The organism is Undibacterium sp. GW821-FHT07F11, assembly GCF_059418665.1.
In genome coordinates this window covers 450,236-460,479 of record NZ_JBWKQH010000006.1, presented here as the reverse complement: position 1 = coordinate 460,479, position 10,244 = coordinate 450,236, and the positions used below count along the sequence as shown (strand labels likewise).

The 10,244-nt window shown below is 51.3% G+C and carries 11 protein-coding genes; 7 read left to right on the top strand and 4 right to left on the bottom strand.

Features of this window, described 5'->3' with window-relative positions:
- Positions 1–341 precede the first annotated feature (341 nt).
- On the bottom strand, positions 342–1,118 hold the full coding sequence (locus tag AC07OI_RS17805; protein WP_110258199.1) for an enoyl-CoA hydratase: 777 nt from the start codon (positions 1,116–1,118) through the stop codon (positions 342–344).
- A gap of 151 nt (positions 1,119–1,269) precedes the next feature.
- Here AC07OI_RS17805 and AC07OI_RS17800 point away from each other — a divergent pair, with 151 nt between their 5' ends.
- Positions 1,270–1,422, top strand: coding sequence for a hypothetical protein (locus tag AC07OI_RS17800; RefSeq protein WP_492709136.1), 153 nt, complete (start codon positions 1,270–1,272; stop codon positions 1,420–1,422).
- 18 nt (positions 1,423–1,440) lie between these two features.
- Here the strand turns inward: AC07OI_RS17800 and apaG are convergent, their stop codons facing one another.
- On the bottom strand, positions 1,441–1,815 hold the full coding sequence (gene apaG / locus AC07OI_RS17795) for a Co2+/Mg2+ efflux facilitator ApaG/CorD (RefSeq protein WP_110258198.1): 375 nt from the start codon (positions 1,813–1,815) through the stop codon (positions 1,441–1,443).
- A 103-nt stretch (positions 1,816–1,918) separates the two neighbouring features.
- On the opposite strand from apaG, the gene rpe reads away from it, so the two are divergent.
- From rpe to trpC, 6 genes are all read left to right on the top strand, one after another.
- Positions 1,919–2,584 carry a ribulose-phosphate 3-epimerase gene (gene rpe, locus AC07OI_RS17790; RefSeq protein ID WP_110258197.1) on the top strand — a complete coding sequence of 222 codons (666 nt, stop codon included), beginning with the start codon at positions 1,919–1,921 and terminating at the stop codon, positions 2,582–2,584.
- Positions 2,585–2,650: 66 nt separating this feature from the next.
- Positions 2,651–3,334: a phosphoglycolate phosphatase gene (locus tag AC07OI_RS17785; RefSeq protein ID WP_495258110.1), complete on the top strand. Its 684-nt coding sequence runs from the start codon at positions 2,651–2,653 to the stop codon at positions 3,332–3,334.
- A gap of 273 nt (positions 3,335–3,607) precedes the next feature.
- On the top strand, positions 3,608–5,104 hold the full coding sequence (gene trpE, locus AC07OI_RS17780; RefSeq protein WP_492709134.1) for an anthranilate synthase component I: 1,497 nt from the start codon (positions 3,608–3,610) through the stop codon (positions 5,102–5,104).
- Positions 5,105–5,677: an anthranilate synthase component II gene (locus AC07OI_RS17775; protein ID WP_110258194.1), complete on the top strand. Its 573-nt coding sequence runs from the start codon at positions 5,105–5,107 to the stop codon at positions 5,675–5,677.
- Complete coding sequence (trpD, locus tag AC07OI_RS17770) at positions 5,674–6,705, top strand: anthranilate phosphoribosyltransferase (protein WP_492709132.1); 1,032 nt, start codon at positions 5,674–5,676, stop codon at positions 6,703–6,705. The genes AC07OI_RS17775 and trpD overlap by 4 nt, the downstream gene beginning before the upstream one ends.
- Positions 6,706–6,709: 4 nt before the next feature.
- Positions 6,710–7,510 carry an indole-3-glycerol phosphate synthase TrpC gene (gene trpC / locus AC07OI_RS17765; protein WP_495258098.1) on the top strand — a complete coding sequence of 267 codons (801 nt, stop codon included), beginning with the start codon at positions 6,710–6,712 and terminating at the stop codon, positions 7,508–7,510.
- 75 nt (positions 7,511–7,585) lie between these two features.
- Here the strand turns inward: trpC and AC07OI_RS17760 are convergent, their stop codons facing one another.
- Both AC07OI_RS17760 and AC07OI_RS17755 read right to left on the bottom strand, forming a co-directional pair.
- Positions 7,586–8,218 (bottom strand): hypothetical protein, encoded by a 633-nt coding sequence (locus AC07OI_RS17760; RefSeq protein WP_495258097.1) that lies wholly within the window; start codon positions 8,216–8,218, stop codon positions 7,586–7,588.
- A gap of 147 nt (positions 8,219–8,365) precedes the next feature.
- Positions 8,366–10,234 (bottom strand): M61 family metallopeptidase, encoded by a 1,869-nt coding sequence (locus AC07OI_RS17755; RefSeq protein ID WP_495258096.1) that lies wholly within the window; start codon positions 10,232–10,234, stop codon positions 8,366–8,368.
- Between the last annotated feature and the right edge of the window lie 10 nt (positions 10,235–10,244).

Genomic DNA, 10,244 nt, shown 5'->3' with positions numbered 1-10,244 from the left:
TCTATTCACAGCACCAGATCTTTCCGCAGCTTTTACTTCTCCGCTCAATTTCCAGTCTTGCTTCACTTTCTTCGCCCCGCTCTTCAGCGGGAGGCGAACTATAGCAAACTCTCTACCTACTTTGCAAGACCCCGACGTAAATTATTTAGCCGTTTGTGGAAAAGCAGAATCAGGGGTGCGCTGCGCGCACCCTTTCGCTTTCTTATTATTTATGGATATGCCTGTGAACGGGCATCTGCGAATGAGATGTATTTTTTAGAGCTATATGGATCTGATTTAATTTATAGAGGCGCGTCATATATGGCGCGCCTGTATATAGTCTCTATATAACTAAAGACAAATTACTTATTCTTGAATACCGCCGGACGCTTCTCCAGGAAGGCTTGCATACCTTCTTTCTGGTCTTCCGTACCAAAACTCGCCTGGAATAAACGACGTTCATACTGTATGCCTTCTGACAGCGTCGTTTCATAAGCACGGTTGACGGATTCCTTGGCCATCATGATGATGGGCAGGGACATGGAAGCGATCACATTCGCTGCAGCGAAAGCTTCTTCCATCAGCTTGTCCAAAGGCACAACACGGGATACCAGGCCTGCGCGCTCTGCTTCAACCACATCCATCATACGCGCGGTCAGGCACATGTCCATGGCTTTGGATTTGGAGATCGCGCGTGGCAGGCGCTGTGTGCCACCAGCACCAGGCAAAGTGCCCAGCTTGATTTCTGGCTGGCCAAATTTGGCATTTTCAGCAGCGATGATGAAGTCACACATCATGGCGACTTCGCAACCACCACCCAGGGCATAACCGGCAACAGCTGCGATGACTGGTTTGCGGATCTGACGCATGGTTTCCCAGTTGCGGGTGATGTAGTCGTCCTTATAGGCATCCATGAAGCTGTAACCGACCATGGCGGCGATGTCAGCACCAGCGGCAAAGGCTTTTTCGCTACCTGTCAGGATGATGCAGTGGATGTTTTCATCCTTGTCGAAAGCTTTGAGTGCCAGGCCCAGCTCATCCATGAGCTGGTCGTTCAGCGCATTCATGGCCTTGGGGCGGTTCAGGGTGATCAAGCCGACTTTGTCGCGGGTTTCAGTCAAAATACATTCGTATGTCATAGATGCTCCTGATTTTATTAAGAGGGGTATGCAGCATGAATGCCGGTCTATCTATTGTAATGCGCCGGACCAGCGCCTGTAATAAGGTGCGCAAATAAGCACACAAATTAGCAGGTACAATGCGCTTAGTTTATTAAGCGAGGTGGATGCAATGTGGTTATTAGCGCTGGAAGCAGGCGTAGCGATGTTCATGCTGATTTTTATCGTCTGGTGGACGATGTTTCATGGCCGTGCGCCAGAAACACCACCCAAAGAAGATAAAAAAACCATAGAACAAAGCAAGGATATTGAAAATCCGCAATAGGCCTGCTCCGTATCTGCATCAATGCAGGGTGCGCGGCAAAGACAAAACAAATTCGGGTATCTCTGCCTCAAAGCGATGAGCATCTTCTGCCACGCAGAAATAAGTGCCCTTCATGCTACCCTGGGGTGTTCTCAATGAACTGCCGCTGGTGTATTCAAAGCTTTGCCCTGGTGCGAGAAAGGGTTGATGGCCGACCACGCCCAGGCCCTTGACTTCTTCTACATGGTTGGTGCTATCGGTAATGATCCAGTGGCGTGAAATGACTTGCGCCGCCACGGTGCCGGTATTCTTGATGGTGATAGTGTAGGCAAAAACGAAATTGTTTTGCTCAGGATCGGACTGGTCTTTCAGGTATTGGGTCGCCACCGATACACTTATTTCATACGCTGCCATAATTTTCTTTCATGATGAACTATGTTCATTGTGCCAGACGAAGACAGCCGCCGCTTGCCCTCACAAGGTAAAATAGCATATCTTTTTCAAGCACGATTCCATCATGACTACTTTCCGCATTGCTCCCAGTATATTGTCTGCCGATTTCGCCCGTCTGGGAGAAGAAGTCCGCAATGTTGTCGCCGCTGGCGCTGACATGATCCATTTTGATGTGATGGACAATCATTATGTGCCCAACCTGACCATAGGCCCTATGGTGTGCGAAGCGATACGCCCGCATGTGCAAGTGCCTATCGACGTGCATCTGATGGTCAAGCCGGTAGACCGCATCATCCCTGACTTTGCCAAGGCGGGCGCAAATATCATCACCTTCCACCCGGAAGCGTCGGAACATATAGACCGCAGCCTGCAAACCATACGCGATCATGGCTGCAAGGCTGGCCTGGTATTCAACCCGGCGACACCGCTGCATGTACTGGAAAACGTCATCGATAAAGTTGATATCGTTTTGATCATGTCGATCAACCCCGGCTTTGGCGGCCAGACCTTTATCCCGCATACACTGAAGAAAATCGCACAAGCCCGCAAGATCATTGATGAATCTGGCCGCGACATCATGCTGGAAGTGGATGGCGGCGTCAAAATCGAGAACATCGCCGAGATAGCCCGCGCCGGCGCCGATACCTTTGTTGCCGGTTCTGCCATATTTGGCAAACCCGACTACAAGGCCATCATTGATGCCATGCGTGTTGAGTTGTCCAAGGTTTAATTCTCAAATTCATCCACAGGCTTTTCACCGCAAGAGGTGGAAAGCCTATATCTGATCGCCCCCTCCATGTTCAGCCACATCAAAGCCGCCATCATCGACCTCGATGGCACCATGATAGATACCGCATCAGACTTCCTGGTCGCCATCAACCGCATGCGTGAAGACTTTGCGCTGGCACCGTTGACGCTGGATGTCATCAAGACCATGGTGGGCAAGGGTTCTGAAAATCTTGTCCATAAAGTTTTATCCGTGGATTTTGATGCGGATGGCGTGACAGCACGTTTCAATGACGCGTTGGCTGCTTACCAGCGTCATTATCTGAGTATCAATGGTGACCACAGTCAGCTTTACCCACAGGTGCACGAAGGCTTGCAAGCCATGCGCGATCTGGGTCTGCGTCTGGTCTGCGTTACCAATAAACCACTGGCCTTCGCCTTGCCGTTGATGCAAAGGAAGGAAATACTCCATTATTTTGAACAAGTCTATGGCGGTGACAGCTTTACTAAAAAGAAACCTGATCCCCTGCCCATGCTGGAAGCCTGCAAGTCTCTGGATTTGCCGCCATCACAAGTGCTGGCCATAGGCGATTCCAGCAATGACGCGATTGCCGCCCGCGCTGCCGGTTGCCCGGTCTTGACAGTGCCGTATGGATACAACCACGGTGAAGCTGTACAAAATATTCAAAGTGATGGTATAGTCGAAACCCTGTTGGTAGCAGCACAACTGCTGTCAGCAAAAAACTCTCATTGACTTTCAAACCATTCACATAACGAATGTTCATCGATAACAAACGTTCCATGATCACTCCAGGCACTTTTGAGGCCTGGCTATGGCGACGCTGGCAATTCTGTTAATACACGAATGCCGCGAGTGGCTGTGCACATCCCCAGCACATCTTCTTGCTTGTTATATCAATCTGTCTTACCCGTCCACACTCTCTTGAGCGAATTTGCGTGCGCTGCTGGCTGCTGTTGCAGACGCGTGCATAAGTTTCAGGAACAGGCAGGCGGTTGAAAGAAAACCATGACCGAACTCGAATTCAAATCGTTGGCCGCGCAAGGCTACAACCGTATCCCCATGATTGCGGAAGCCTTCGCCGATCTGGAAACCCCGCTCACCCTGTATCTGAAACTCGCGCAAACCCAGAATGCTGGCAAGAATACCTTCTTGCTTGAATCCGTCATGGGTGGCGAACGTTTTGGCCGCTATTCCTTCATAGGCTTGCCTGCCAATACCCTGGTGCGCAGCTTTGGCGACAAAGTCGAAGTCCTGAAAAATGGCCAGATCATCGAAAGCCGCGACATGAACCCGCTGGATTTCATTGCTGAATTCCAGGCGCGTTTCAAGGTGGCATTGCGCCCTGGCCTGCCCCGTTTCTGTGGTGGTCTGGCTGGCTACTTCGGCTATGACGCCGTGCGCCATGTAGAAAAACGCCTGGCTGGCAAGGCACCAAAAGATGATCTGGGCTTGCCAGAAATCCAGTTATTGCTGACTGAAGAACTGGCCGTCATCGACAATGTATCTGGCAAACTCTACCTCATCGTGTATGCCGACCCTACCCAGCCAGAAGCCTGGTCCAAAGCCCGCCAGCGCCTGAAAGACTTGCGCGCCATGTTGCGCCGTAGTGTGGATGCTCCGGTCACATCGGCGTCTGTCCGTACAGAGTCGATACGCGACTTTGCCAAGGATGATTACCTGAAGGCAGTAGAAAAAGCCAAGGAATACATCATGGCTGGTGACCTCATGCAGGTGCAGGTTGGCCAGCGCATCAAGAAACCCTATGTCGATTCACCGTTGTCACTGTATCGCGCACTGCGTTCACTGAACCCATCTCCTTATATGTATTTCTATAATTTTGGCGATATGCAAATCATCGGTGCATCACCAGAAATTCTGGTGCGCAATGAAAGTCTGAATGATGGCAGCAAGAAGGTCACGATACGTCCACTGGCTGGTACCCGCCCACGCGGTGCGACACCAGAACGCGATGCAGAACTGGCCAAAGAATTGCTGGCCGACCCGAAAGAAATCGCCGAACACGTGATGCTGATAGACCTGGCCCGCAATGACATAGGCCGCATCGCCCAGACTGGCAGCGTCAAGGTCACTGACCAGATGGTCATAGAAAAATACTCGCATGTACAACACATAGTATCGAATGTAGAGGGTGTCCTGCAAGCCAACCTGTCCAACCTTGATGTATTGAAAGCCACCTTCCCGGCCGGCACATTGTCTGGCGCGCCGAAAGTCAGGGCCATGGAACTCATCGATGAACTGGAACCTGTAAAACGCGGCATCTATGGCGGTGCCTGCGGTTACCTGTCCTTTGGTGGCGAAATGGACCTGGCGATTGCGATACGCACCGGCGTATTGAAAGACGGCATGCTGTATGTGCAGGCAGCAGCTGGCGTAGTGGCAGATTCCGTTCCCGAAATGGAATGGCAGGAAACTGAAAACAAGGCACGCGCAGTATTGCGTGCAGCAGAACAAGTGCAAGATGGCCTGGATGGAGAAATTTAAATGTTACTGATGATAGACAACTACGATTCCTTCACCTACAACCTGGTGCAATATTTTGCCGAGCTGGGTGAAGATGTGCGTACCTACCGTAATGATGAAATTACGATAGAAGAAATCGAAGCATTGAAGCCTGATCACATCTGCATTTCCCCCGGCCCCTGCACACCAGCCGAAGCAGGTGTTTCCATCGCCGTCATAGAACGCTTTGCCGGCAAGACGCCTATCCTGGGGGTCTGCCTTGGTCACCAGGCCATAGGTGCAGCATTTGGCGGCAAGGTCATCCGTGCCAAGCAAGTCATGCATGGCAAGACTTCTGCCATTGCCCATACTGGTGTTGGCGTCTTCAGGAATTTGCCCAGCCCTTACACGATTACCCGTTACCACTCGCTGGCGATAGAACGCGCCAGCCTGCCGGATTGCCTGGAAGTGACCGCATGGACAGATGATGGCGAAATCATGGGTGTGCGCCATAAGGAATTCAATCTAGAGGGCGTCCAATTCCACCCCGAATCCATCTTGTCCGAGCATGGCCACGCCCTGCTGAAAAACTTTTTGACTGGAACCGCATCATGACCATCTCACAACAAGAAGCACTGACACGCCTGATCGAACACCGTGAAATTTTTCACGATGAAATGCTGTTCCTGTTCCGTAAACTGATGGGTGGCGAAATGTCGCCAGTCATGATCACCGCGCTGACCATGGGCTTGCGCGTCAAGAAAGAAAGCATAGGCGAGATCACCGCAGCAGCCCAGGTCATGCGCGAATTCTCAACCAAGGTACCATTGGCAAATACGGACAACATGATCGATATCGTTGGTACAGGTGGCGATGGTGCGCATACCTTCAATATTTCTACCGCATCCATGTTTGTCACGGCTGCTGCTGGCGCCCGTGTTGCCAAACATGGCGGACGTAGCGTCTCCTCTTCTTCCGGTAGTGCCGATGTGCTCGAATCATTGGGCGCGAATATCAATCTTAAACCTGAGCAGATTGCCCAGTCGATAGCACAAACCGGCATAGGCTTCATGTTTGCACCTAACCACCATGCTGCGATGAAACATGCGGCGCCAGTAAGACGTGAACTGGGCGTGCGCACCATCTTCAATATCCTGGGGCCATTAACGAATCCGGCAGGTGCGCCAAATATTTTGATGGGCGTATTCCACCCTGACCTGGTCGGCATACAGGTACGCGTCTTACAAAGACTTGGCGCACAACATGCGCTGGTAGTCTGGGGGCGTGACAATATGGATGAGGTCTCACTCGGTGCACCAACCATGGTGGGTGAACTGGTGAATGGCGAAATCCGCGAATATGATATCCACCCTGAAGACTTTGGTTTGCAGATGGTATCCAACCGCAATCTGCGTGTCTCTGGCGCAGACGAATCAAAAGCCAAGATACTTGAAGTGATGAACAATGTTGAAGGCGCAGCAACTGATATCGTCGCCCTGAATGCCGGTACAGCCTTGTATGGTGCGGGCATAGCCACGTCGATTGCAGATGGCGTCAAACTGGCACAAGCAGCGATCGCATCCGGTGCAGCCAAAGCCAAGCTGGAACAGTTTATTGAAGTCACCCAGCAATTAGGGAAGTAAGCGCATGTCTGACATTTTAAATAAAATCCTGGCAGTCAAAGCCGATGAAGTGGCGGCCGCAAAGAAATATCAATCCTTTGCCAGCCTGCGTGCAGAAGTGGAGAGCAACAAGGAAGCGCAAGCAGATCTGCGCAGTTTTGAAGGCAGCTTGCGTAGCAAGATTGCGGCAGGCAAAGCAGCGGTCATTGCGGAGATTAAAAAAGCCTCGCCTTCCAAAGGTGTGCTGCGCCCAGATTTTCATCCGGCAGAGATTGCGCAAAGCTATGCTGAACATGGTGCGGCCTGTTTGTCGGTACTGACTGATATGCAGTTCTTCCAGGGTGCGCCCGAATACCTGCAACAGGCGCGCGCAGCTTGCACCCTGCCAGCATTGCGCAAAGACTTCATGATCGATCCTTACCAGATCTACCAGGCCAGACATTGGGGAGCGGATTGCATCCTGCTCATCGTCTCTGCGCTTGATCATGGCCTGATGGCCGACCTGGAAGCCTGCGCGCATGAACTGGGCATGGGCGTTCTGGTAGAAGTACATGATGCGCAAGAACTGGAAGCCGCGCTAAAACTCAAGACCGCCATGCTGGGCATCAACAACCGTAACCTGCGTACTTTTGAAGTGTCGCTGGATACGACAATAGGTTTGCTGCCAAGGATTACGCCAGACAAACTGGTGATTACCGAATCCGGCATCATGTCAGTTGCTGATGTCACCCGCATGCGGGAGGCTAATGTGCATGGATTTTTGGTGGGCGAGGCTTTTATGCGGGCGGAGAATCCAGGGGCAGAACTGGCGAAGGTGTTTGGCTGATTGCTGAATTCTATTTCCTTTCTTATCAAAGAATGATGTCAGGGATTCGCAAAGCATGGCTTTGCGAATTTCCAATCACCACTTACATCCCTTCCCACTTACCGTATCCGCCACGATCACTCCAGCGACAAGCAAACCAGATATAGCGACATTACCTATTCTCGCCCCTTGAGAATACGCATTCATGCAGTTTTTGCGTTTGGCATCCGCGACATCCCTGCCAAATTTTTCTTCCATTTTCAATTCAGTGACAGGCTGACTAAAAGCCAATGCAGGCTCTTTCAAACGCTGCTTCTTGTCATTCGCAACAGCACCGCGCCGCAAGGCTTCGAGATCCAGCGACGCTGATTTACTCTCTGTCGCAACTTGAGGAGCTGGCACATCAGTGACAGGAAAGCTCAGGGGTTCAGGCGATGCGTTCGCAGAAGTCGCTCTGTTCTTTTTACGGACAGAAGGCAATTCGGGCGTGACTATCCTGGGTGCCCGGATAACTTCAGGCTGGGTTTCAGGCTTAGCTTGAAGAGGAGGTTTTGGCACAGGCTGCACCATACTGACATCCAGATACACCAACCCATCCTGCTTATTTACATACCGCCAGTGTATCTGCCGCAAACCCAACAACAAGATCAGGTGCAATAGAATTATCCCTGCCCAGTTAAGGGACTTTTGCCATAGCGCTTGCTGCGGGTAAGAAGGTGACACTGTCATGCAAGCCCAGACTGAGGTAGTAATTTGGTATGACACAATCATATAGCAGAAAGTTCAGCGCCTACGCGGCAGAAATACCAGATAAAAAAACGCCGTACAGTAAGTCACTGTACGGCGCCTTATCAGATATCAGATGCAGTTTACAACTTACTTCTTGCCAGACTTCTGAAAGCTTGGTCTCACCAAACCAGCAGACTTGCCTGCTGCCAGTACAGTCAAAGTCACGGCTGGCACATCATCTGCCTGCAATTTAGCCTGCACAGTCAGCAATTCATCGCGGCGGAAAGCATGAATCTGCACCGTCTCGCCAACGCGATAGCGGCCCAGTGCCGTAGCCAAACTATCGGCTGCATCTGCCGCGCTTACACGCAGACCATTGATGGAGATGATGATATCGTTTGGCGACAAACCGGCGACATGTGCTGCACGGCCTTCATGTGCATTGGCGATCTTGCAGTCATTACCATCACGCACCACGCGCACACCGAGGCTGGCTTTTTTGCTTGCACTGCCATCGCTTACCTGCAAGGCGAAGTCTGCATACAGACTTGCCAGCGGCACGTCTTCAGTGCCACGCACATGCTTGTCGAGGAAGCGACGTACGTTTACGTCAGTGACTTGCTCAACCAGGCTTTCAAACTCAGTTTCACCCAGGCCTTGTTGCTTACCTGACAGGCTGCGCTCATAAAAGTCACGGCCAAATTTTTGCCACATGGCGCGCATGACGTCATCAAGGGATTTTTTACCCGCAGTTTCTGCGCGTATCATCAAATCCAGGCCCAATGCCACCAAAGAACCCTTGGTGTAATAGCTGACTATCGCATTCGGTGAATTTTCGTCCTGGCGATAATACTTGGTCCAGGCATCGAAGCTGGATTCGGCCACGCTTTGCTTTGTACGACCGCTACCACGTGTCACCATATTGATGGTCTTGGCCAGCAACTTGAAGTAAGCAGCTTCATCAATCACGCCTGCGCGTACCAGCATCAGGTCATCATAGTAGCTGGTGAAACCTTCAAATACCCACAGCAGGCTGGTGTAGTTTTCGTGACGCAAATCATAGCTGGCAAAGGCCGCAGGCTTGATGCGCTTGACGTTCCAGGTGTGGAAATATTCATGGCTGCACAGGCCCAAAAAGCCACGATAGCCATCGCTCATTTCTGCATGGTGTTTGACTGGCAAATCAGTGCGGTTGCAAATCAGCGCGGTAGAAGCACGATGCTCCAGACCGCCATAACCTTCGCCGACCACCATGGTCATGAAGACATAGCGGTCCATCGGTGCTTTCTTGGTACGCGGCTCAAAGAAGGCGATCTGGCTTTCGCAGATTCTTTGTACATCAGCGACCATGCGCTCCATGTCCATATTTGGTACTTTGCCAGTGACCACAAAATCATGCGAGATGCCATGCGCATCAAATGTCGCCAATGCGAAATCACCCATTTCAACCGGGTGATCGATCAGCTCATCATAGTTGGCGGCTACATAAGTACCAAAACCATAGCGCTTGGCTTTCAGCTCAGGCAAGGACGTGGCAACGCGCCAGGTTTTGCATGCGATATCTTCAGAGCGCTGGATATCGACTACATGCGGGTTCATCTCCTGGCCATGCACACTCAAAAATACGCTGGTGCCATTGAAGAAGCCATGGCTTTGATCAAGGTGCGCTGCACGTACTGACAAATCCCAGGCATAGACTTCATAAGTGATACGCAAAGTGCCTTTGCAAGGCGCAGCCTGCCAGGTATGTTTGTCGAGCTTTTTCAGTGTGATTTTTTTGCCTTCACAGCTAGCCTTGATCTGCACGATATTGCGGGCAAATTCACGCACCATATAGCTGCCGGGTATCCATGCAGGCAAGCTGACGATCTGGCCATCGGCATCAGGTGCTGCGATATCCAGCGTGACCTGGTACATATGTCCGGCCAGGTCCTTGGGAACGATGGTATATGCCAGTGCATGTGCTGATACAGACACGTTCGTCACTTGTCTCTTTGTTGTTATCGTTTTTTTCATTCTGAACGAT

What these genes read in the sequence shown, in the direction of transcription:
- AC07OI_RS17785 (WP_495258110.1), top strand. Translation starts at nt 2,651, where the DNA reads ATGTTCAGCCACATCAAAGCCGCCATCATCGACCTCGATGGCACCATG.
- AC07OI_RS17775 (WP_110258194.1), top strand. Translation starts at nt 5,105, where the DNA reads ATGTTACTGATGATAGACAACTACGATTCCTTCACCTACAACCTGGTG.
- trpE (WP_492709134.1), top strand. Translation starts at nt 3,608, where the DNA reads ATGACCGAACTCGAATTCAAATCGTTGGCCGCGCAAGGCTACAACCGT.
- AC07OI_RS17760 (WP_495258097.1), bottom strand. Translation starts at nt 8,218, where the DNA reads ATGACAGTGTCACCTTCTTACCCGCAGCAAGCGCTATGGCAAAAGTCC.
- trpC (WP_495258098.1), top strand. Translation starts at nt 6,710, where the DNA reads ATGTCTGACATTTTAAATAAAATCCTGGCAGTCAAAGCCGATGAAGTG.
- AC07OI_RS17755 (WP_495258096.1), bottom strand. Translation starts at nt 10,234, where the DNA reads ATGAAAAAAACGATAACAACAAAGAGACAAGTGACGAACGTGTCTGTA.
- AC07OI_RS17800 (WP_492709136.1), top strand. Translation starts at nt 1,270, where the DNA reads ATGTGGTTATTAGCGCTGGAAGCAGGCGTAGCGATGTTCATGCTGATT.
- trpD (WP_492709132.1), top strand. Translation starts at nt 5,674, where the DNA reads ATGACCATCTCACAACAAGAAGCACTGACACGCCTGATCGAACACCGT.
- rpe (WP_110258197.1), top strand. Translation starts at nt 1,919, where the DNA reads ATGACTACTTTCCGCATTGCTCCCAGTATATTGTCTGCCGATTTCGCC.
- apaG (WP_110258198.1), bottom strand. Translation starts at nt 1,815, where the DNA reads ATGGCAGCGTATGAAATAAGTGTATCGGTGGCGACCCAATACCTGAAA.
- AC07OI_RS17805 (WP_110258199.1), bottom strand. Translation starts at nt 1,118, where the DNA reads ATGACATACGAATGTATTTTGACTGAAACCCGCGACAAAGTCGGCTTG.